Here is a 22,445-nt window from a genome sequence, read left to right as displayed (position 1 = left end):
ACGGCAGCGATGGCAACAGAAGACGCTGAGGGAGGTCCGATGCGCATTGCCATGCTCGCTCCCATCGCGTGGCGCACGCCGCCGCGCCATTATGGTCCGTGGGAGCTGGTCACCCATCTGCTGACTGAGGAACTGGTCCGGCTCGGCCTTGATGTCACCCTGTTCGCCACCCTCGACAGCCTGACATCGGCCAGACTCGACGGCGTCGTGCCTGCGCCCTACTCCGAGGATCCGGCCATAGACGCCAAGGTATGGGAATACCGTCATCTGGCCCATCTGTTTGAACAGGCGGAAAACTTCGACATCATCCATAACCAGGCGGACTTTCCGGCCCATGCCTTTTCCCGCCTGGTGGACACGCCGCTCGTCACAACGATCCACGGATTTTCTTCCCCCAAAATCCTGCCGATGTACAAGCCTTTCGAGGACCGGGTGCATTATGTGGCCATAAGTGACGCCGATCGCCATCCGGACCTGCGCTATGCGGCCACCATCCATCACGGCATCCGGATCGAGGACTTTCCCCATGATCCCGTCGGCAGTGAGGATCTGCTGTATTTCGGTCGTATCCATCCCGACAAGGGAACGAAGGAGGCCATCAGCGTTGCGCGGATGGCCGGCCGCGCGCTGCATGTCTACGGCATCGTTCAGGACCGGGAGTATTTCGAACGCCATATCGAACCGGAGATCGATGGCAGAGCGGTTGTCTGGCACGGTCCGGCGGGCGGCGCGGTGCGTCTTGCCGCGCTGGGCAGAGCCAGAGCGCTTCTGCACCTCATCAATTTCGAGGAACCCTTCGGACTGTCCGTGGTCGAGGCGATGGCCTGCGGCACGCCCGTGATCGCCACCCGGCGCGGCTCCATGCCCGAAGTCATCGACGATGGCCGCACCGGTTTTATCGTCGACGATCCGCACGAAGCCGTCGCGGCACTGGAAAGGATCGACGAGATAGACCGCAGGGTGCCGCGCGAATGGGTCAAGCGCAGGTTTTCCGCCCGCCGCATGGCACGGGACTATGCGGCGCTCTACCAACGAATTGTCCGCAACCGGCTTATCGCGCGTTGATGCAGCCATAGCCCTGGAAAATTTGCGTTTCGTTTGATGCCGATCAATCGTTTGCTGCGGCGCAGGTATAATATCCTTGAAGTGGATCACACGGCGCTGAGCCGTAGCGTCCGACTGCCCAACGGCCAACCTGTTCGAAGCCAAAGCAATCTTCGCGTTTGCTGCCGGAGTGAATCGTGACAAACACCGTTCCTGCCAAGACATCCACATCCGTTCCGTCCACCACCGGACGACATCTTCCGGCTATGCTTGCGGAGTTGGGCGACCCTGACGACCGGATTTTCGTGATTGCCGACCGCTTCCATCATGCCGCTGTGGCTTCCATGACGCTGGGTATTTCGCCGATCAGTCTGCTGCAGGCCTGGCAGGACTGGATGCTGCATCTGGCCATTTCTCCGGGCAAGCAGCAGCAGATCCTGCGACAACTGGGCCGCAAGCAGACCCGGCTCGCCAAATACCTCCTGGACTGCACCCTGACGGGCGACAAGACCGAGTGCTGCGTTCACCCGACGCCACAGGACCACCGTTTCAAGTCGCCTGCCTGGGAAAAATTCCCCTTCAATCTCTATGCGCAATCGTTCCTGATGACGGAACAATGGTGGCATGAGGCCACCACGGGCGTAAGCGGAGTCACCGCCCAGCATGAAAGGCTGGTCGAATTCTACGCCCGGCAGATGCTGGACATGTTTTCGCCCGGCAATTTCGCGCTCACCAATCCGGATGTCATCCAGGCGACGATCCGGGAAGGTGGCGCCAATTTCCTCCGCGGTTTCGGCTATATGGTCAGCGATATCATGAAAGCCGCTCAGGTCAGGGAGGAAGACACCGGTTTCTCTCCCGGCACCAACGTCGCGATCACGCCCGGTGAAGTGGTCTATCGCAACGACCTCATCGAGCTCATTCAATATGCGCCCACCACGGACAAGGTTCAGGCGGAACCGCTGCTGATCGTACCCGCCTGGATCATGAAATATTACATTCTCGACCTGTCGCCGGAAAATTCCCTCGTGCGTTATCTGGTCTCCCAGGGCTTCACGGTGTTCTGCATCTCCTGGATCAATCCGGACGAGCGTCACCGGGACTTCAGCCTGGAAGACTATTTGGAACGGGGCATCATGGATTCGCTCGACGCGGTCGAGACGATCACCGGAAGCAAAAAGATCCATGCCACCGGCTATTGTCTGGGCGGAACACTACTGGCCATGGCCGCCGCGGCGATGGCGCGCGATGGCGACGACCGGCTCCAGACCCAGACCATGCTCGCCGCCCAGGTCGATTTCGACGAACCTGGCGAACTTGGTCTGTTCATCGACGAGAGCCAGCTTTCCTTCATCGAGGACGTGATGTGGCTGAAAGGCTATCTCGACCAGTGGCAGATGGCCGGCGCCTTCCAGATGCTGCGGTCGCAGGATCTGATCTGGTCACGGATGGTCCTGGAATACATGCTCGGTCAGCGCCCCGGCACCAGTGACCTCATGGCCTGGAATGCGGATGCCACCCGCATGCCCTACCGCATGCATGCGGATTACCTGCGCCAGCTCTATCTCAACAACGATTTATCCCAGGGACGCTACAAGGTTCGCGGAAAGGATGTTCATCTTGAGGATATCCATGTTCCCGTCTTTGCCGTCGGCACCACGACCGACCATGTCGCGCCCTGGAAATCGGTATTCAAACTGGTGCATCTGTTCGATACGGACGTGGACTTCATCCTGACCTCCGGCGGTCATAATGCGGGCATCGTTTCCGAACCCGGTCATCCGCGCCGCAGCTATCGCAAGCTGTTCTACAAACACGGCGGCCCGCACCCGAACGCCCAGGACTGGTCGGAGCGGGCGAAGGTCGAAGAAGGCTCCTGGTGGCCGCAATGGTGCGACTGGCTGAAACGGCATTCGTCCGGAACCGTTCAGGCGCGCAGCGTCGGCAATCCGGAACTCGGTTATCCGCCACTGTGCAGCGCTCCAGGCACCTATGTGAAATTGAAATGAAGAGCCAAGCCAAGTCTTCTGCCGCCGGTTTCCCGGGCCGCATTCAGCCTTCCAGCTGCCGCTCGCGCAGAACGATGAACAGGCCGCTCAATATGATGACGGCGGCTCCGATATAGGTTGCCATGTCGGGTATCTCGTCCCAGATCAGCCAGCCGAACAATGACGCCCAGATAAGGGCGCTGTAGTCGAACGGTGCCACCACCGCCGCCGGTGCAAACCGGAAGGCCTGTGTCATCATGGTGATGCCCGCGGTGCCGAACAGGGCAATCGCGACAAACAGCCAGGCATCCTCAAGCCTGAGATCAACCCAGACAAACGGAACCAGCAGAGCGCTGAGCAGCCCCCCTGCCCCAACGAGATAGACCATCAGCGTCCACACGCTTTCGCGCGGATCAACCCAGCGTGCACTGATCATCAGGAAGGCATACAGGACCGCCGTCGCGACCGGAAACAGCGAGGCCGCCTGGAAGGTTCCGCTTCCCGGCCGCACGACGATCAGGACACCGAGAAACCCGACCAGAACGGCAAGCCAGCGTCGCCATCCGACCTGTTCGCGCAGCAGGAGAGCGGACAGCGCGGTCACGAAAATCGGCGCGGCGAAAATAAGCGCCGTCGCCTCGGCCAGTTCCAGAAGACTCAAACCGGTAAAGAAAAGTGTCGCCGCGCCAAGCCAGATACATCCGCGTAGAAGATGCGCTGCCGGCCGGTGGGACTGCAGCGCCGCCGCCCCGCCCATCTTCAGCGCGATCAGGATCGCGATGGGCAAGGCGATCGCATTGCGCACGAAAAGGATCTGCAGCGGATGATATCCCGCCGTCAATGTCTTGGCGATGGCGTCGTTGACACACAGACAGGCAACACCGACACACATCAGCAAGATACCGGTGGTCGTCTGGGTGCGCTCGCTTGCGGAGGCTGAAATCATGGGGCTCTTTCCGGGACATCCCGCCTTTCAAATCAGACGCCGGAAGAATGCGCTGACACTTCAAATTTGTTCAACCGTCCGCCAGTCGGGTGGGCCGAGCAGGCGGTTGAACAAGAATGTACATGCACCAAATCACCAGCCCGGGCGTGCTACAAGCCAACTCCACCGCTTTTCTGTTCGCAAACATTAGGTGATGGGCCGAGGTGTAGACCATGAGGCTCGCGGGGCCATCGACGGCGCTAACTCGCGGGCTTGGACCAACTCGCACACCAGTGGGTTCAGAGAAGTTTCTGAAGGTCTGGGCCTGGATCAGGGTTATGCGCGCGCTAGGCGCGTCAAGCTGACCGGCAAGACAAACAGGGAGCGGGTTACGCGGTCCCCACGTGAACGGGCTTCCGCCTGTCGCTTCAGTCCAGGGTGTGAACTCGGAAGCTTTACGCCGCCCTCAATCGGACATCTGTCCGGACCGGCCACGCATCTTCTTGATCTGCCCGCGCTGCTTCTTGGAGTCCAGCCGCCGCTTCTTGGATCCCAGGGTGGGTCTGGTGGCCTTGCGCGGCTTCGGTCGTTCCGAGGCCTTGCGCAGCAGGTCCAGCAGCCTCTCGAGGGCGTCCTCCCTGTTGCGCTCGCGTGTCCTATATCTGTCGGCCTGAAGAAGAATTTCCCCATTCAGCGTCAGACGGCTCCCGGCGAGCTTGGCCGCGCGAGACTTGAGGTCCGCCGGCAAGGTTTCGTTGCCTTCCAGATTGAACCGCAGCTGAACGGCGGTGGACACCTTGTTGACATTCTGGCCACCGGGCCCCGAAGCCCTGACAAATTCTTCCGAAAGATCGTCCCTTGAAATATACAGATGTCCCGTCACCGGAATGCGGGAAGAGGCCTTGAAGTCGGACGGATCATCCGTCATGCGCCCGCATCGCTTTCCGCAGGCCATTTGAGACCGGCGCCATTGAGGATCAGTGCCGTCACCGACGCTTCCGTTTCCCGCTGAAAATCCGGATCGCTCAGGTCCTTTCCGGTCAGCGCCCTGATCTGCACCGAAAAATCCGCATAATGCTGTGTCGTCGCCCAGATCGTGAAGATCAGATGCACCGGATCGACGGGACGCATCCTTCCCGCCTCGATCCAGTCCTCGATGACCCGGCATTTTTCCATGACAAGCCGCTTCAGGTCGGTTTCCAGAACCGGCAGGATCTGCGGCGCGCCCTGCATCACCTCATTGGCGAACAGGCGCGAGGCTTCCGGAAATTTCGCCGACAATTCGATCTTCTGGCGAATATAGGCTGCAAGCTCGTCCGCCGGATCGCCAAGGGGATCGAGTGTCTTGAGAGGCGCCAGCCAGACTTCCAGAATATGGGCCAGCGTTGCCTCATAGATCGCTTCCTTGGAGGAAAAATAATACAACAGATTCGATTTGGACATCCCTGCTTCGGCCGCTATGCGTTCGACCGTTGCTCCGGAAAATCCCTTTCTTGAAAATTCACCCAGTGCGGCTTCGAGAATCAGCGACCGGTTCTTTTCCTGTATTCTGCTCAGTCCGCCCTGCTTGAAAGATGCTGGCGTTTGCCTGCTGAGACCTGTCATGAATACGTCCACTTCCCCGGCCTCATGGCCGCCCTTACCTTGCCGGTTTCCTCGGACAAAACGTCCGGAACCCGGCGGTTTCCGGCCTGTTTCCGCCACCCATGAAGGACAGTGACCAGAAATTAGTCATGTCGTACGGATTTGCATCTTGACCATTTGGTCAAATCCCACCTAGGGTAATTTGACCAGATGATCGGAAGGCTAGACGATCCGAAAAGCCCCCGCAATGGGGATGTCTTGAAGGATGGTCACGATGCGATCATCATAAGAAAACCCGGAAAAACCGGGACCGGCCTGAAGGCCATCCAGAGATATTCGGCGACGACCGGACGGCAAGCGCCAGCGGACAATCGCCGGGAACAGCGTGGGGAGAGGACCTGAGCTGCTGTTCCGCCTTTTTCAGGGCGGAAGCTGAGCTGTGCCCTCCTTTTCCCGCAGAAACCGACAGTCGGCCGCACACGCAGGCCGCAAGGAGGACATATGTCAGCACCGGCATATCCGGCAGCAATGAGCCAGGCTGCAACCAACAATCTCGAAGCCTTCTGGATGCCGTTCACGGCCAATCGCCAGTTCAAGCAGGCGCCGCGGATGTTCGTGGGCGCCAAGGACATGCACTACACAACCTCGGACGGCCGTCAGGTACTCGATGGAACGGCCGGTTTGTGGTGCTGCAACGCCGGTCACTCCCGCCCGAAGGTGGTCGAGGCGGTCCAGCGGCAGATTGCCGAACTGGACTATGCCCCCGCCTTCCAGATGGGGCATCCGAAGGCCTTCGAGCTGGCCGCACGTCTGGCTGCCATGGCGCCCTCGCCGCTTGATCATGTGTTCTTCACGAATTCCGGTTCGGAAAGCGTCGACACCGCACTGAAAATCGCGCTCGCCTATCAGCGCGCCATCGGCCAGGGCACGCGCACGCGGCTGATCGGCCGAGAGCGCGGCTACCATGGCGTCGGATTCGGCGGCATTTCGGTCGGCGGCATCGTCTCCAACCGCAAGACCTTCGGCACCCTGCTGACCGGCGTCGATCACATGCGCCACACCCACGATCCGGAGCGCAACGCCTTCACGCGCGGCATACCGGAAAGCGGCGCCGAATACGCCGAGGACCTGATCCGCATCATTCAGCTGCATGATCCCTCCACGATCGCAGCGGTCATCGTGGAACCGGTCGCGGGATCGACCGGCGTTCTCATCCCGCCGAAGGGCTATCTGGAACGCCTGCGAGAGATCTGCACCCAGAACGGCATCCTGCTGATCTTCGATGAAGTCATTACCGGATTCGGCCGCCTCGGCACCCCTTTCGCGACGGATTTCTTCGGCGTGACCCCGGATCTCGTCACCACCGCCAAGGGACTGACCTCCGGCGTCATTCCCATGGGCGCCGTGTTCTGTTCCGCCGATATCTACAATGCCTTCATGACCGGCCCGGAACACATGATCGAACTGTTCCACGGCTATACCTACTCCGCCCACCCGATGGCCTGCGCTGCAGCACTCGCGACACTCGATACCTATGAAGAGGAAGGCCTGCTCACGCGCGCCTCGGATCTGGCGCAATACTGGGAAGACGGACTGCACGCACTGCGGGACTGCCCACATGTGATCGATATCCGCAATCTCGGCCTGATCGGTGCGGTGGAGCTGGAACCGATCGCGGGCGCGCCGACCAAGCGCGCGTTCTCCGCGTTCCTAAAGGCCTATGACGACGGCCTCCTGATCCGCACGACCGGCGACATCATCGCCCTCTCGCCGCCGCTGATCATCTCGAAGGAGCAGATTGACGAGCTGTTCGAAAAGCTCCGCGCCGTGCTTCACGCAATCGACTGACAGTTTCAACACATCCGACCGCGACCAGACAGAATGGAGACGAGCACATGGCAGCTCCCGGCGAAAACCTGAGGATCAACGCCGACCGGCTATGGGATAGCCTGATGGAAATGGCCAAAATCGGGCCGGGCGTTGCCGGCGGCAACAACCGTCAGACGCTGACGGATGAAGATTCCGAAGGACGCAAGCTGTTCCAGAAATGGTGCGAGGACGCAGGCCTCACCATGGCTGTCGACACGATGGGCAACATGTTCATGACCCGGCCGGGAACGGATCCCGACGCCCTGCCCGTCTATGTCGGCTCGCACCTCGACACCCAGCCCACCGGCGGCAAGTATGACGGCGTGCTCGGCGTTCTCGGCGGCCTCGAAGTCGTCAGGACGATGAACGATCTGGGTATCAGGACCAAACATCCGATTGTGATCACCAACTGGACCAACGAGGAAGGCACGCGCTTTGCGCCGGCCATGCTCGCCTCCGGGGTTTTTGCCGGTATCCACACCCAGGACTGGGCCTATGAGCGCGAAGATGCCGAAGGCAAGACATTCGGCAGCGAGCTGAAACGTATCGGCTGGGTCGGCGACGAGGAAGTGGGCGCCCGCAAGGACAAGATGCACGCCATGTTCGAACTGCACATCGAACAGGGGCCGATCCTGGAGGCAGAGGGCAAGGACATTGGCGTCGTCACCCATGGCCAGGGCCTTTCGTGGACGCAGGTCACGGTAACCGGCAAGGACAGCCACACCGGTTCCACGCCGATGCCCATGCGCAAGAATGCCGGCCTTGCCATGGCGCGCATTCTTGAACTGGTCGACGAGATCGCCTGGTCCCATGCCCCGCACGCCGTTGGTGCCGCAGGGCATATCGATGTCTATCCGAATTCGCGAAACGTCATCCCCGGCAAGGCCGTGTTCACCGTCGACTTCCGCTCACCGGACATTGCGGTGATCGAGGACATGGAAAACCGTCTGAAGACCGGCGCCCGGAAGATCTGCGACGACATGGGGCTGGACGTCGAACTGGAAAAGGTCGGCGGCTTCGACCCGGTGGAATTCGACAAGACCTGCGTTTCCGCGGTCCGCAACGCCGCCGAACGGCTCGGCTATTCCCACCGGGACCTGATTTCCGGTGCCGGCCACGATGCCTGCTGGGTCAACAAGGTCGCCCCCACCGCCATGATCATGTGCCCCTGCGTGGACGGCCTGTCGCACAACGAGGCCGAGGAAATTTCCAGGGACTGGGCCAAGGCCGGCGCCGACGTGCTGTTCCATGCGGTGGTCGAAACGGCGGAGATCGTGGCGTGACGAAACACGTATGATCGGTCCCGGCTCAAGGCCGGGACTGCTGAGAAATACCTGGTGACGTCCCGGACTTGATCCGGGACCAGAACCACAACGGTTCCGGAACGAGCAATTCGTGCGGCGCCGGAGCAAACAAACGAACAACGAGGGGAACATCAATGGCGAGCAAGGTAATCAAGGGCGGCACCGTTGTGACCGCGGACCTGTCCTACGAAGCCGATGTGAAGATCGAGGACGGCACGATCGTCGAAATCGGCCCGAACCTTTCCGGTGACGAGACGCTGGACGCGACCGGGTGCTATGTCATGCCGGGCGGCATTGATCCGCATACCCATCTGGAAATGCCCTTCATGGGGACCTTCTCGTCGGACAACTTCGATTCCGGGACGCGCGCTGCGCTCGCGGGCGGCACGACGATGGTGGTCGATTTTGCCCTGCCCTCCCCCGGTCAGTCCCTACTGGAAGCTCTGCAGATGTGGGACAACAAGTCCTCCATGGCCCATTGCGACTATTCCTTCCACATGGCGATCACCTGGTGGGGCGAGCAGGTCTTCAACGACATGCAGACCGTGGTGCAGGAACGGGGCATCAACACCTTCAAGCACTTCATGGCCTACAAGGGCGCGCTGATGGTGAATGACGACGAGATGTTCGCCTCCTTCTCACGCTGCGCGGAACTGGGCGCCCTGCCATTGGTTCACGCGGAAAACGGCGATGTGGTCGCGACCTTGCAGCAGAAGCTGATGGCGGAGGGCAACAACGGCCCGGAGGCGCATGCCTATTCCCGCCCGCCGGAAGTGGAAGGCGAAGCCACCAATCGCGCCATCATGATCGCCGACATGGCCGGCGTGCCAATCTATATCGTCCATACATCTTCGGAACAGGCGCATGAAGCCATCCGCCGGGCGCGTCAGAACGGCATCCGCGTCTATGGCGAACCGCTGATCCAGCATCTGACGCTGGACGACAGCGAGTATCGGCATGCCGACTGGGACCATGCCGCCCGCCGGGTGATGTCGCCGCCCTTCCGCGACAAGAAGCACCAGGACAGCCTCTGGGCCGGTCTTGCGTCCGGCTCGCTGCAGGTCGTCGCGACCGATCACTGCGCCTTTTCGACCGAGCAGAAGCGCACCGGCGTCGGCGATTTCACCAAAATCCCGAACGGCACCGGCGGTCTGGAAGATCGCATGCCGATGCTGTGGACCTACGGGGTCGGCACCGGCCGCCTGACGCCGAACGAGTTCGTTGCCGTCACATCGACCAATATTGCCAAGATCCTGAATGTCTATCCCAAAAAAGGTGCCATTCTGGTCGGGGCGGATGCGGATCTGGTCGTCTGGGATCCGGAAAAGGAAAAGACCATCTCTGCCTCGAACCAGCAATCGGCCATCGATTACAATGTCTTCGAGGGCAAGAAGGTCAAAGGCCTGCCGCGCTACACGCTCACCCGCGGCCGCGTTGCCGTGGAAGACGGCACGGTCAACCCCAGCCAGGGCCATGGGGAATTCGTTTCCCGCAAGCCTTTCCAGGCGGTCAACAAGGCGCTCAGCACCTGGAAGGAACTGACCGCCCCCCGCAAGGTGGAGCGTACCGGCATTCCCGCCAGCGGCGTTTAGAAAAGGCCGTCTTCCGGCCCCTGTCGGCCGGGTGATCGCCTGAGGCGATGCCCGGCCTTTTTGAGGGGGAACAGATGAAATACAAGAACGGTCTCGATGTTTCGGATCGATTGCGATAGCGCTGCTTCCGTGGCGCATGTTTCACAATCTCTGAAACAGTCGAAAAGGCCCCGACTCGTGTAGCGAGGAATGAATGACTTCACTTGCCGGCGCAAAGGACACCGAGATGGTGGAAAAACACACTGGCGCAAGCCCTGACCGGGTGATCGATATCGAGAAGCTGTCCCTCACCTTCGAGACGGGTGACGGTCCGGTGCATGCGCTTTCCGATATCGACCTGAAGATCGAACAGGGAGATTTCGTCTCCTTCATCGGTCCGTCCGGCTGCGGCAAGACCACACTTCTCAGGGTAATTGCCGATCTGGAAAAGCCGACTGCCGGCAAGATCACCGTCAACGGCGTCTCCCCGGAAGAGGCACGCCTCAATCGCGCCTATGGCTACGTCTTTCAGGCGGCCGCGCTCTATTCCTGGCGAACCATTGCCAGCAATGTCGCCCTGCCACTGGAAATCATGAGGCTCTCCAGATCAGAACGACAGGAGCGCGTTGCCAGGAACCTGGAACTGGTGAATCTGTCGGGATTCGAACAGAAATATCCCTGGCAGCTGTCCGGCGGCATGCAGCAGCGCGCCTCCATCGCCCGCGCTCTTGCGGTCGAACCGGATCTTCTGCTGATGGACGAACCCTTCGGCGCGCTCGATGAAATCGTCCGCGACCACCTGAACGAACAACTCCTTCAGCTGTGGGCGAAGACCAGCAAGACCGTCGCCTTTGTCACCCACTCCATTCCGGAAGCCGTGTTCCTGTCCACCAAGATCGTCGTATTGTGCCCGCGTCCGGGCCGGATCTACGACGTGATCGAAAGCGACCTTCCGCGCGAGCGCAGCCTCGACATCCGGGAGACACCGGAATTCCTGCGGATCGCCCATCGGGTGCGCGAAGGACTGAAGGCAGGGCATTCCTATGAGGATTGAATGTCTACACGCTGACCGGGGGACTAAAGTCGCATGACCACGATGCCTCTCGCTCCGACCCGCGGCCCGAACCCTTTTGCCGGCCTCATGTCCGGTATCGCCGGGCCGGTGATTGTCGTCGTCCTGGCCATCCTCGGTCTCTGGTATATTGCTGCGGTCACGCTCAACACGCCGTTTCAGCTCGACACCTACGAACGGGCCGACAGACTGGATGTCCCCTTCAGCGAACTCCTGACCGATACCCTCTCCCAGGATCGCCCCGTGCTGCCGGCGCCACATCAGATCGCCGTCGAAATCTGGCAGACGACGGTCGAGAAGAAGATCACCTCCAAGCGGTCGCTGGTCTATCATTCGGGCATTACACTCTCCTCGACCTTGCTGGGATTTGTCATCGGCACATTGCTAGGGATCTTTCTTGCCATCGGCATTGTCCATTCGCGCGTTCTGGAAAAGTCCCTGATGCCCTGGATCATCGCGTCCCAGACAATTCCGATCCTTGCGATCGCACCGATGATCATCGTGGTCCTCAACGCCGTTGGCGTATCCGGACTGCTGCCCAAGGCGATGATCTCGACCTATCTGTCCTTCTTCCCGGTCGCCGTGGGCATGGTGAAGGGCCTGCGCTCGCCTGAAATCATCGACATGGACCTGATGCATACCTATTCGGCAACACGCCTCCAGGCCTTCTGGAAATTGCGCCTGCCGTATGCGGTCCCCTTCCTCTTCACCTCGATGAAGATCGGCATGGCGGCGTCCCTGGTCGGAGCCATTGTCGGCGAATTGCCCACGGGAGCCATCGCGGGTCTCGGCGCACGGCTCCTCTCAGGTTCCTATTACGGCCAGACCCTTCAGATCTGGTCCGCCCTGATCATGGCGGCGGTTCTGGCGGGGTCCCTGGTGGCGTTGATCGGCGTGATTGAAAAACTGGCATTGAAACGCATGGGGATGACCCGATGAGCACGCAAACCGTGTCCCGCAGCCGGGTAGACATTCCTGCCTTGCTCGCATGGTTCATTGTCGCACTGGTGGTCGTCGGCCTGTTCTGTCCGATATTCAGGCCCGATTTCCGCGTGATGGACGTTCCCCGCCTGTCCCTCTGTCTGGTTATCCTGGCAATCGCTGCCGTGCGCTATGAACTGGGGTTCATGCGCAACCGGTTCGGCGACCTGATGCTGGGCGTCGTCACGGCCGTCGCAGCATGGCTGCTCATCGGCACCGTTTCGAACCATCCCGGAGATGCCGCGCTCGGTTTCTGGGCGCTGACGGTGGCTGCCTGGGCGTCGGCATGGCTCTTCGTGGAGCGCCTTGCCTCCTGGAAAAGCGCCTCCAAAACGACGGAACGGCTGATCAACCTGGTCATTCCCGCTCTCTTCGGCCTCACCCTGCTTGTACTGTGGCAGATTATCGTCACCGGAGCGGGCATCCCCAAGGTGTTGCTGCCCGCCCCCTCGGAAATCTGGCTGCGCCTGATCAACTCCGTGCCGACACTATGGGCCGATTTCCGCCAGACCTTCCTGAAGGCGGTTCTCGCCGGCTACGCCATCGGCTGCGGATCCGCGTTTCTGACGGCGATCCTGGTTGACCGGGTCCCCTTCCTGCGCCGTGGCCTGCTGCCCATCGGCAATCTCGTCTCCGCCCTGCCGATCATCGGCGTCGCGCCGATCATGGTCATGTGGTTCGGATTCGACTGGCCGTCCAAGGCCGCTGTCGTCATCATCATGACCTTCTTCCCGATGCTGGTGAACACCGTCGCCGGCCTGTCGGCCTCGGACTCCATGCAGCGTGACCTGATGCGCACCTACGCTTCCGGCTATTGGCAGACCCTTGTCAAACTGCGCCTGCCCATGGCCATGCCCTTCATTTTCAACGCCCTGAAGATCAACTCCACGCTTGCCCTGATCGGCGCCATCGTGGCGGAATTCTTCGGTACACCGACTGTCGGCATGGGCTTCCGCATATCCACGGAAGTCGGGCGCATGAATGTCGACATGGTCTGGGCGGAAATTGCCGTCGCGGCGGTGGCCGGATCGCTGTTTTACGGGCTTGTCGCGGTGATCGAACGCAAGGTCACCTTCTGGCATGCTTCGGTCAGGGGATAGGTCGTCGCGACCTTCCCCGGCCCTCCGTCGTCCCGTCCTCCGGCAACCTTCGCAAGCGGAGCCGGGAGGATGGTTCCGGAACGGCCGTGTATTTTAACCAGCCTCCCTGCCGGCCGCTTGCATTCTGCAGGAGCAATCGATTACCGGTGGTTTCGGCGGATATCCGTAACGCCTTTGACTGGTGACTGGTGACTGGTGCGTTGCATTGAATTCAGGAATTCACCCTGCCTCATGTTTCCGCTTGAACGCGACACATTCCAAAACCAAGGTTACTCCATGACCCCAAGCCGCGATATTTCCCGCCTGATCGAAATCATGGCTGCGCTCAGGACACCGGAGACCGGTTGCCCCTGGGATCTGGAGCAGACATTCGCGACCATTGCTCCCTATACGCTGGAAGAGGCCTATGAAGTCGCCGATGCGATCGCACGCAACGACCTCCTGAACCTTCGCGAGGAACTCGGCGACCTGCTTTTGCAGGTCGTCTATCACGCCCGCATGGCGCAGGAGGAGGAGCAATTCGATTTCGGCGATGTGGTTGAAGGCATCACGAGAAAGATGATCCGGCGGCATCCGCATGTCTTCGGCGATGAAAACGGCGACAAGCCGGAGCTGGTCAAGGGCATCTGGGAGCGGATCAAGGCAGAAGAACGGGCTGAAAAGCAGGCCGAAAGGGAAGCACTCGGGCTCGCCGAACCGCAGAAGGGGTTTCTGGATGACGTGCCCAGTGCATTCCCCGCACTTCAGGAAGCCGACAAACTGCAAAGACGCGCCTCAAGGGTCGGGTTCGACTGGAACGACGCCCGCCTGGTCCTCGACAAGATCCGTGAGGAAACCCATGAACTTGACGAGGAACTTGCCAGCAAGACTCCTGACCGAGACAGGATCTGCGACGAACTTGGCGACACGTTTTTCGCGCTCGCCAATCTGGCCCGGCATCTGGATATCGATCCGGAAGAGGCTCTGCGCCGGACGAACCGCAAGTTCCGAAAGCGCTTTGTCGCCATCGAGGAGCATGCGAAGGCAACCGGAACGACACTGGAAGCGATGACGCTGGACGAAATGGAGGCCGCCTGGCAGGCGGCCAAGGGCAAATAGGCGCCCCGGGGCCAGATTAGTCGACGATAAACGCGCCGAATGTTTCCCGGAACGGACCGCGCTGCTTGTCGGACACACGCACTTCGACAAGCACGAAATCTTCCGTATCCTCGCGCTCAAGCACTTCGGCCATCTGATACGCCTTGGCAAGCAAAGCGCCCTCCGCGACGGGAATCTTCAAGGAGAGAATGTCGTCATGCTGAGCCATGAAGGCATCAATGCGCGTCAGCAGGCTGTCGACCCCCTCGCCTGTCAGGGCCGACAGGGCAATCGGCCCTTCCTCGCCGGCGTCTTCCAGCAGCTTCTGCCGGTATCCGGGATCGAGACAGTCGATCTTGTTCCAGACTTCAACGACCGGAGCCCCGGTAATGGCATCGACACCGAGATCTCGCAGGGTCTTCCTGACGTCTTCCGCCTGGGCATCCGTATCCGCATGTGAAATGTCCCGCACATGCAGGATCAGATCGGCTTCCAGAACCTCTTCCAGAGTCGCCCGGAACGCTGCCACCAGATGGGTGGGCAGATCGGAAATGAAGCCGACGGTGTCGGAGACGATCACCTCCCTGCCATGCGGCAGGGTAACCTTGCGCAAGGTCGGATCGAGAGTGGCGAACAGCAGGTCCTTGGCGAAGACATCCGCTTCCGTCAACCGGTTGAAAAGAGTCGACTTTCCGGCGTTGGTATAGCCGACCAGCGCCACCACCGGCTGCGGAATCTTCTTGCGCTTCTTGCGGTGCAGATCCCGGGTACGGCGCACGCCTTCCAGCTGTTTCTGCAACGCAATGATACGGTCCTGGATCTGGCGGCGGTCGGCCTCGATCTGGGTTTCGCCCGGCCCGCCCATGAAACCGGCGCCACCACGCTGGCGCTCCAGGTGGGTCCAGGAGCGGACCAGACGGCTCTTCTGCCAGCTCAAATGGGCAAGATCGACCTGCAGACGACCTTCCTTGGTGCGGGCCCGGTCGCCGAAAATCTCGAGAATAAGGCCGGTCCTGTCGATCACCTTGGTCTTCAGGCGCCGTTCCAGGTTTCGTTGCTGAACCGGCGAAAGAGGATGATCGATAACCACGAGATCCAGATCTTCGCTCGCGACGATCCCGGCGAATTCGGCAACCTTGCCTTCGCCGAACAGCGTGGCGGGCTTCGGATTGCTGATGCGCACGATTCCGGACTGGACGATATCGAGATTGATGGCCGCGCTCAGGCCTATGGCTTCCTCAAGACGCGCTTCCGGACTCCGGTTGGAGCGCAGATCATGCTGACTGCCTTCGCCGCGCAATTGCAGCACAGGCTCCAGTATCATGGCGCGAAAAGGCTGAGGCAGCCGGTCAACCCCGGTTTCCTTCAGCCTCAGAGAGTCCTGACCTGGCTCTTCGGAGCCATTGGATTTGGAAAAATCGTCTGCGCGAGACTTGGGTTTCAATCAGCTTGCCTTTTCCGCGTTTTCCTCGGCCTGATCGAACAGTTGAACAGGTCCGTTGGGCATAATTGTGGAAATCGCGTGCTTGTAAACAAGCTGGGAATGCCCGTCACGCCGGAGCAGGACACAAAAGTTATCGAACCAGGTCACGACACCCTGCAATTTCACGCCATTGATCAGAAAAATCGTCAGGGGTGTTTTTTGTTTGCGAACGTGATTAAGGAAAGTGTCTTGAAGATTTTGTGCGCGCTCAGCCATCAGTCTTTTTATCCTGTTTGTCCCGGATGCGGCCGAGCATCCGGCGTTTACGCAGCTTTCCGTCGAAAACCTTTCAAATTCAAACACTAAGGTTTGACGTGCCGCTCGCTTTTTGCATTGCCCACCAGATAGAACTGTCTGCCTCAGCTCTATGTTGTATCCAATTTCAGCCCAACAAGCCCAGTCGAATCATACCATCTGAAAATCAGTAGCAGTATGGAACACTTCGCGCAATCGGGTAGAGACGCTGCCCGGGTGGCCATTTCCTATCGTTCTGTCGTCCACCTGAACGACCGGCATGACGATACTCGTGGCCGCCGTAACGAATGCTTCCTTGGCGTCATAGGCTTCTTCCAGACTGAACGGCCTTTCTTCAAAGGTCAGCCCCTCTTTTTGGATAAGATCAAGAATGACTGTACGCGTGATGCCCCGCAGGATCCCGCTCTCCGCCGGTCGTGTCACGAGTGTGCCGTCCCTGGTGACGATCCAGGCATTTGTCGATCCGCCCTCGGTGACGAAACCGTCGGTATCCACATACCAGGCTTCCTTGCCACCGTTCTCTTTTGCATTTTGCTTGGCCAGCACATTCGGCAGCAAGGCAATCGTCTTGATATCGACCCGGGGCCAGCGATTCTCCGGATAGCTGACCACCGAAATGCCCTTCGCGGCCTGTGCATTCGCAGCTTCGGTGCTGGTGGAGCGGGCGGTCACGACCACGGAAGGAGCGACCTCTTCCGGCGGGAAGAAGTGATCGCGCCTGGAAACGCCCCGGGTGACCTGGATATAGACCAGGCCGTTGCGCACCCTGTTCCGGCGCACAACCTGGCGCACCACGAATTCAAACGCGGCCCGCGCCATCGGCCAGTCGATGCGCAGTTCGCCCAAAGACCTGTCGAGACGATCAAAATGCCGGGGCATGTCGACGATCCGTCCCTGCCAGACCTCACAGACCTCATAAACGCCATCGGCAAACTGGTAACCGCGGTCTTCAACGTGCACCGCAGCATCCGCATGGCGGACATATTGGCCGTTGACATAGGCAATCCGGCTCATGTTTCCTCCAGAGAAGAGATGGTTCTCGGCGAACCGATTGGTTTCTTTTGAAATTTGACCACAAGGTCCGACAAACGCAAGGCCAGAAAGCGTCCAAAACGTCTTAAAAGAAGTCCAGGCTGACCCGGAACATCTGTTCGACCTGCCGTACACGGCTCGCAACCGCAAAAATCACGATCCTGTCCTGAGCCTGGATCTGGAGGTCGCCGTTCGGCGTGAGAACTTCCCCGGCCCGGAAAACCGCACCGACACGGATACCGGAGGGAAGATCGATGTCCCGCAAGGGCTTGCCGACAAGCGGCGACGTATCCAGAGCCTCGGCCTCGACGATTTCCGCCGCACCGTTCTGCAGGGAATGAACGCCCCGGATGCGGCCGCGGCGCACATGCTGGAGAATGCGCGAAATGGTCACCGCCCGGGGATTGATGAAGGCGTCGATGCCAAGGGCATTGGCAAAGGCCGGATAACTCGGATTGTTCAACAGCGACAGAGACCGCTTGCAGCCGAGCTTTTTCGCCATCACCGAGGAAAGGATATTCACCTCGTCGTCGTTGGTCAGCGCCACCATGGTGTCGGCATCGCCGGCATCCGCCTCGTTCAGGATGGTCTGGTCCAGTGCGCTGCCGTGCAGGATGACGGATCGCTTGAGCTCATCGGCGACCGACATGGCCCGTTCGCGCGAAGCCTCGATCAGCTTGATTTTTGTGCCGGACTGCCGCTGCTCCAGAGCCTTGGCGACATAAAGGCCGATATTGCCGCCACCGGCGATCACCACCTTGGCTGCTTCGGGCTCTTCATGCCCGAAAATGCTCAGCGTTCGGCGCACCTGGTCACGCCGCGCGACCACATAGGCCAGGTCTCCGGTCAGGATGGCGTCGCTGCTCTTGGGTACAAAAAGCCGGTTATTGCGATAGATCCCGACGACAACAGCCCCCAGATCCGGAAACAGTTCCGTCAGCTGACGCAGCGGTGTGTCGACGACAGGGCAATCTTCCTCGCAGATAATGCCGACAACCACCACGTGATCATCAGCAAACCGGACCGTTTCCACGGCGCCGGGCAGCGCCAGGCGGCGCAGCACCATCTCACCGACCTCGATTTCCGGTGAAATAATCACGTCGATGGGCATGTGATCGCGGGAAAAAAGGTTGCGCCAGCGGCCCTGCAGATAGGATTGCGCCCGGATCCGCGCGACCTTGGTCGGCACGTTGAACAGCGAATGCGCCACCTGGCAGGCCACCATGTTGACTTCATCATACAGGGTGACGGCGACGATCATGTCCGCTTCTTCGGCGCCGGCCTGGGCCAGGATATCCGGATGCGCCCCATGCCCGACGAAACCGCGCACGTCCAGCTGATCGCCGATGGCGTTGATCAGCTGTGGCGAGGAATCGATCACGGACACGTCGTTCTGCTCCGCGGCAAGGCGTTCAGCAATGCCGTAGCCGACCTGTCCGGCGCCGCAAATGACGATTTTCATGGGAGGAAACCTTTCCCGCTCTGCCGTTTGTCTTGAGCGTAAAGCGATAGATACCGGTGCTTCACAGCAGTCACGTCATGCCGAGGGTTTTCAGTTTGCGGTGAAGTGCAGACCGTTCCATACCCACAAATTCGGCCGTCCGCGAGATGTTCCCGTCAAATCGCTTGATCTGCGCCTGCAGATACTCGCGCTCGAAAATCTCGCGCGCCTCCCGCAAGGGCACGGACATGAGGTGTTCACCGGTGCCGGACGACGGCAAATGCGGCAGGGTCTCACCGATTTCCGCCGGCAGCAGGTCGGCCGTGATCGTGCTGTCCGGATCACCTCGGCTGAGGATCAGAAGCCGCTCCACATTGTTGCGGAGCTGACGGACATTTCCCGGCCAGTCATGGGTCTGCAGAACCGCCATGGCATCGTCGCCGATCGGCCGAAGCGGAATGCCGGAAGCCGCCGAGATCTGTTCCATGAAGTGATGAACCAGTACCGGAATATCCTCGCGCCGTTCAGACAGCCCCGGTACGCGCAGGGGAACCACGCTGAGCCGGTGATAGAGATCCTGCCGGAACAGTCCGGAGCCGATATGTTCCTCCAGGTTCTTTGAAGTGGACGACAGGATCCGGATATCGACCTGAACCTTCTGTGTGCCACCGACCCGGGAAAAACTCTGCTCGACCAGAACTCTCAGGATCTTGCCCTGGGTCTCGGCAGGCATGTCGGCAACTTCATCAAGATAGAGCGTGCCGCCATGGGCTTCCTCGAGCGCGCCGATTTTCCGCAGGCCCCCGCTCTCATCCTCGATGCCGAACAGCTCTTCTTCCATGCGCGCCGGCGTGATCGTGGCCGCATTCAAGACGACGAAGGGACTCTTCGCCCGTGCCGACAGATCGTGGATCATGCGGGCCGCCCGCTCCTTGCCCGCCCCGGACGGGCCGATGATCAGGATGCGGCTGTTGGTGGCGGCCACCTTCTGGATCGTCTGGCGCAGATTATGGGCGGCGGAGGAATTGCCGACGATGTCGCTGGTTTCGCCACTGCGCTGCTTCAGATCGCGGATTTCGCGTTTCAGGCTCGATGCCTCCAGCGCCCGTTCGACAATATGAACGAGGCGGTCCGCCTTGAAGGGCTTTTCGATATAATCGTAGGCGCCCCGCTTGATCGCCGAAACCGCCGTCTCGATATTGCCGTGACCGGAAATGATCACAACCGGCAGGTCCGGGTCGGTTTCCTTCAGCACATCCAGAAGCGCCAGCCCGTCGAGCCGGCTGCCCTGAAGCCAGATATCCAGAATGACGAGAGACGGCCTGCGTTCCTTGACCGCGGCCAGTGCGCGGTCGGAATCGGCAGCTGTCCGGGTTCCGTACCCGTCGTCATCCAGGATACCGGCAATCATTTCCCGGATATCGGTTTCATCGTCTACGACAAGAATATCATGCGCCATGGGCAGTCACTGCTTGATCTCTGTCCTCGGTCTCCGGTTCGCTGTCGGCATGGACTGCCAGTGTCAGACGGACAAGAGTTCCCGTATCTTCAGGGTTGGATTTGGGGGCGTCGAGCAATTCGATGCCGCCCCCGTGGTCTTCAAGAATCTTCCGCACAATGGCAAGGCCGAGGCCCGTGCCCTTTTCCCGCGTGGTCATGTAGGGCTCCAGCAGGCGGCTTCTGTTTTCTTCCGGCAGGCCGATGCCGTTGTCAGTGACGTCTATCACGATCCGGCCGCTTCCGTCTTCAGCAGCCCCGCGCAGGTGCACGGTGACCTTGCCTTGCGGCAGGTTCTCGCCCGTTCTCGAGCTTACCGCTTCAGTCGCGTTCTTGACCACATTCGTCAGTGCCTGCCCGACAAGGCGTGCGTCGAAGACAGCTTCCACCGGTTCACCGGGCACTTCGGCCTTAACACTGATCTCCGGATTTGCCACCGACTGCATGAAGGCGGCATCGCGCACCGCCTCGCGAAGATCGCCCTTCGACTTGGTGGGCTTGCGCATGCGGGCGAAGGAGGAGAATTCATCGACCATCTGGCCGATATCGCCGACCTGCCGGACGATCGTGTCGATACACTGGTCGAACACCTCGCGGTCTTCTTCAATGCGTTTTCCGTATCGTCTGCGGATGCGCTCGGCGGATAGCTGTATCGGCGTCAGGGGATTCTTGATTTCATGCGCGATCCTGCGCGCAACATCCGCCCAGGCCGAATTGCGCTGCGCGGAAACGAGATCGGTAATATCGTCCAGCGTCACCACGAAACCGTGTTCCCGGCGCGTCGACTGTTCGCTGGTGATCCGCACATTGATCGTGCGCAGCCGCCCGCCCCTGCTGATCTCGATCTGCGCTTCCGGACGCCTGTCGCCGGGGTTCTGCAGGGCTTCGCAAATGCAGTCCTTCAGCTCGGGCACCACTTCGACGAGGGACTTGTTGAGAATCTGAACTTCGTCGAGCTGCAGGAGCTCCAGGGCCGATCTGTTGATCAGCATGATGGAGCCTTCGTCGTCGACACCGATGACACCGGTCGAGACGCCGGACAGCACGGCCTCGTTGAAGCGGCGGCGCCGGTCGATCTGTTCGTTGGCAGCCAGCAACGCGTCCCTCTGCCCCAGGAGCTGACCGGTCATCTTGTTGAAGGTCGCCCCGAGATTGGCCAGGTCACCCGCGGATTTTTCCGTCCCGACCTTCACCGCCAGATTCCCCTTGGAAACCTCGTCGGCAGCTGAAATCAGCGCGCGGATCGGTGACACCAATCGATTTGCGAAACCGAATCCGATCCAGATGGCCGACAAAAGCAGCACGAGCGCGACACCGAGATAGACAAGGGCAAAGGCCACCTGCACACCGAACCGGCTGCTCTCCATCTGCTGGTATTCGGAGGCACCATCCTCGGCCAGGCGAAGATATTCAACCACACGCGGATCGATCGCCCGCACCGCATAAAGATAAAAATCGTCGTAGGCCGACAGTTTCATGACACCGCCGACGAGATTGGAACTCCCCGGTGCGATCAGGATCGGATCGCCGGACTTGGCCTTGAAGAAACTGTCGGCGGGGGGCAGCGGAATATCGACGTTGGGATCGATAATGATCCGCGTGACCACTTCGCCGTTTTCGTTGAGTATGAAAGCGGCGAGTATGCCCCGCAGCGACACCTGTGTCGCGAAGAACTGGTCGAAACGCGACGGCTCGAAATCATAGACCGCCTTGGCCCGGTCGATATCATTTGTCATGGCGATCAGGTCGCCACGCAATACCCTTGCGTGTTCCTGAAGATAGGCCTGCGCAACGGTCAGAGCATTGTCGATGATCTGGCGCGTGCGGTCCTCGAACCACCGGTCCAGCCCGCGGTCGAGCGTAATGGCGGCCAGTATCGCCATGAGCACGGCGGGAACGGCCGCCACCACGCTGAAAAGAGCAACCACCCGCACATGCAGCCTGGCGGCCGCCCGCCCCCGGCGCCGTGCCTGCCAGAGTTTGAGAATCTCGAAGGCGATGACGCCGAGCAGAATCGCAGCGAGGGCGCCGTTGATCGTCATCGCGGTCTTGATGACGTCGCGGGTGGGATCGATCGAGGTGAGTCCCATGAGAATGGCGAAGGTCACACCGATGGAGATCAGTGCGACAACCATGATCGCAAGACCGGCGCGTCGCCAGATCCTTCCCGCAGCGCTCGATTGTGCAACGGACTGCTGTGCCGCTTCTAGTATCATCGGACC

18 protein-coding genes are annotated in these 22,445 nt (G+C 60.3%); 9 read left to right on the top strand and 9 right to left on the bottom strand.

Annotated elements, in window-relative coordinates; genetic code table 11:
- The first annotated feature begins 39 nt into the window (after positions 1-39).
- Both DCO57_RS05865 and DCO57_RS05860 read left to right on the top strand, forming a co-directional pair.
- Positions 40-1,065 (top strand): glycosyltransferase family 4 protein, encoded by a 1,026-nt coding sequence (locus tag DCO57_RS05865; protein WP_116697999.1) that lies wholly within the window; start codon positions 40-42, stop codon positions 1,063-1,065.
- A 176-nt stretch (positions 1,066-1,241) separates the two neighbouring features.
- The gene (locus DCO57_RS05860) at positions 1,242-3,053 is read left to right on the top strand and encodes an alpha/beta fold hydrolase (RefSeq protein ID WP_205756088.1); all 1,812 of its coding nucleotides are present in this window, start codon (positions 1,242-1,244) and stop codon (positions 3,051-3,053) included.
- Positions 3,054-3,096: 43 nt separating this feature from the next.
- On the opposite strand, the gene DCO57_RS05855 is transcribed toward DCO57_RS05860, so the two are convergent.
- The 3 genes from DCO57_RS05855 to DCO57_RS05845 all read right to left on the bottom strand — a co-directional run bounded on the left by DCO57_RS05855 (position 3,097) and on the right by DCO57_RS05845 (position 5,562).
- Positions 3,097-3,978 (bottom strand): DMT family transporter, encoded by an 882-nt coding sequence (locus DCO57_RS05855; RefSeq protein WP_116697926.1) that lies wholly within the window; start codon positions 3,976-3,978, stop codon positions 3,097-3,099.
- A gap of 445 nt (positions 3,979-4,423) precedes the next feature.
- Complete coding sequence (gene arfB / locus DCO57_RS05850; RefSeq protein WP_116697925.1) at positions 4,424-4,885, bottom strand: alternative ribosome rescue aminoacyl-tRNA hydrolase ArfB; 462 nt, start codon at positions 4,883-4,885, stop codon at positions 4,424-4,426.
- Positions 4,882-5,562, bottom strand: a complete 681-nt coding sequence (locus tag DCO57_RS05845) for a TetR family transcriptional regulator C-terminal domain-containing protein (RefSeq protein ID WP_116697998.1) — start codon at positions 5,560-5,562, stop codon at positions 4,882-4,884. The genes arfB and DCO57_RS05845 overlap by 4 nt, the downstream gene beginning before the upstream one ends.
- A 480-nt stretch (positions 5,563-6,042) precedes the next feature.
- On the opposite strand from DCO57_RS05845, the gene DCO57_RS05840 reads away from it, so the two are divergent.
- The 7 genes from DCO57_RS05840 (at position 6,043) to mazG (ending at position 14,536) form a co-directional block, all read left to right on the top strand.
- Positions 6,043-7,389 (top strand): aspartate aminotransferase family protein, encoded by a 1,347-nt coding sequence (locus DCO57_RS05840; protein ID WP_116697924.1) that lies wholly within the window; start codon positions 6,043-6,045, stop codon positions 7,387-7,389.
- A gap of 47 nt (positions 7,390-7,436) precedes the next feature.
- Positions 7,437-8,693 (top strand): Zn-dependent hydrolase, encoded by a 1,257-nt coding sequence (locus tag DCO57_RS05835; protein ID WP_116697923.1) that lies wholly within the window; start codon positions 7,437-7,439, stop codon positions 8,691-8,693.
- A gap of 155 nt (positions 8,694-8,848) precedes the next feature.
- Positions 8,849-10,306, top strand: a complete 1,458-nt coding sequence (hydA, locus tag DCO57_RS05830; RefSeq protein ID WP_116697922.1) for a dihydropyrimidinase — start codon at positions 8,849-8,851, stop codon at positions 10,304-10,306.
- A 226-nt stretch (positions 10,307-10,532) separates the two neighbouring features.
- Positions 10,533-11,339, top strand: a complete 807-nt coding sequence (locus DCO57_RS05825; protein ID WP_116697997.1) for an ABC transporter ATP-binding protein — start codon at positions 10,533-10,535, stop codon at positions 11,337-11,339.
- A gap of 87 nt (positions 11,340-11,426) precedes the next feature.
- Positions 11,427-12,296: an ABC transporter permease gene (locus tag DCO57_RS05820; RefSeq protein ID WP_165814657.1), complete on the top strand. Its 870-nt coding sequence runs from the start codon at positions 11,427-11,429 to the stop codon at positions 12,294-12,296.
- Positions 12,293-13,438, top strand: coding sequence for an ABC transporter permease (locus DCO57_RS05815; RefSeq protein ID WP_116697920.1), 1,146 nt, complete (start codon positions 12,293-12,295; stop codon positions 13,436-13,438). Before DCO57_RS05820 ends, DCO57_RS05815 begins: the two co-directional genes overlap by 4 nt.
- A gap of 276 nt (positions 13,439-13,714) precedes the next feature.
- Positions 13,715-14,536: a nucleoside triphosphate pyrophosphohydrolase gene (mazG, locus tag DCO57_RS05810; RefSeq protein WP_116697996.1), complete on the top strand. Its 822-nt coding sequence runs from the start codon at positions 13,715-13,717 to the stop codon at positions 14,534-14,536.
- A gap of 16 nt (positions 14,537-14,552) precedes the next feature.
- Here mazG and hflX read toward each other — a convergent pair whose 3' ends face one another.
- From hflX to DCO57_RS05780, 6 genes are all read right to left on the bottom strand, one after another.
- Positions 14,553-15,839 (bottom strand): GTPase HflX, encoded by a 1,287-nt coding sequence (gene hflX, locus DCO57_RS05805; RefSeq protein WP_116697995.1) that lies wholly within the window; start codon positions 15,837-15,839, stop codon positions 14,553-14,555.
- A 120-nt stretch (positions 15,840-15,959) separates the two neighbouring features.
- Positions 15,960-16,217 (bottom strand): RNA chaperone Hfq, encoded by a 258-nt coding sequence (hfq, locus tag DCO57_RS05800; RefSeq protein ID WP_173006241.1) that lies wholly within the window; start codon positions 16,215-16,217, stop codon positions 15,960-15,962.
- 186 nt (positions 16,218-16,403) lie between these two features.
- Positions 16,404-17,267 (bottom strand): D-amino-acid transaminase, encoded by an 864-nt coding sequence (locus DCO57_RS05795; protein WP_116697919.1) that lies wholly within the window; start codon positions 17,265-17,267, stop codon positions 16,404-16,406.
- Positions 17,268-17,370: 103 nt separating this feature from the next.
- Positions 17,371-18,747 (bottom strand): Trk system potassium transporter TrkA, encoded by a 1,377-nt coding sequence (gene trkA / locus DCO57_RS05790; RefSeq protein WP_116697918.1) that lies wholly within the window; start codon positions 18,745-18,747, stop codon positions 17,371-17,373.
- Between the two features lie 70 nt (positions 18,748-18,817).
- Positions 18,818-20,185: a sigma-54 dependent transcriptional regulator gene (locus tag DCO57_RS05785; protein ID WP_116697917.1), complete on the bottom strand. Its 1,368-nt coding sequence runs from the start codon at positions 20,183-20,185 to the stop codon at positions 18,818-18,820.
- On the bottom strand, positions 20,175-22,439 hold the full coding sequence (locus tag DCO57_RS05780) for a PAS domain-containing sensor histidine kinase (RefSeq protein ID WP_116697916.1): 2,265 nt from the start codon (positions 22,437-22,439) through the stop codon (positions 20,175-20,177). The genes DCO57_RS05785 and DCO57_RS05780 overlap by 11 nt, the downstream gene beginning before the upstream one ends.
- Between the last annotated feature and the right edge of the window lie 6 nt (positions 22,440-22,445).

This window comes from Labrenzia sp. 011 (assembly GCF_003075075.1).
GTDB lineage: Bacteria > Pseudomonadota > Alphaproteobacteria > Rhizobiales > Stappiaceae > Roseibium.
This window is presented reverse-complemented; position numbering and strand designations above follow the sequence as displayed.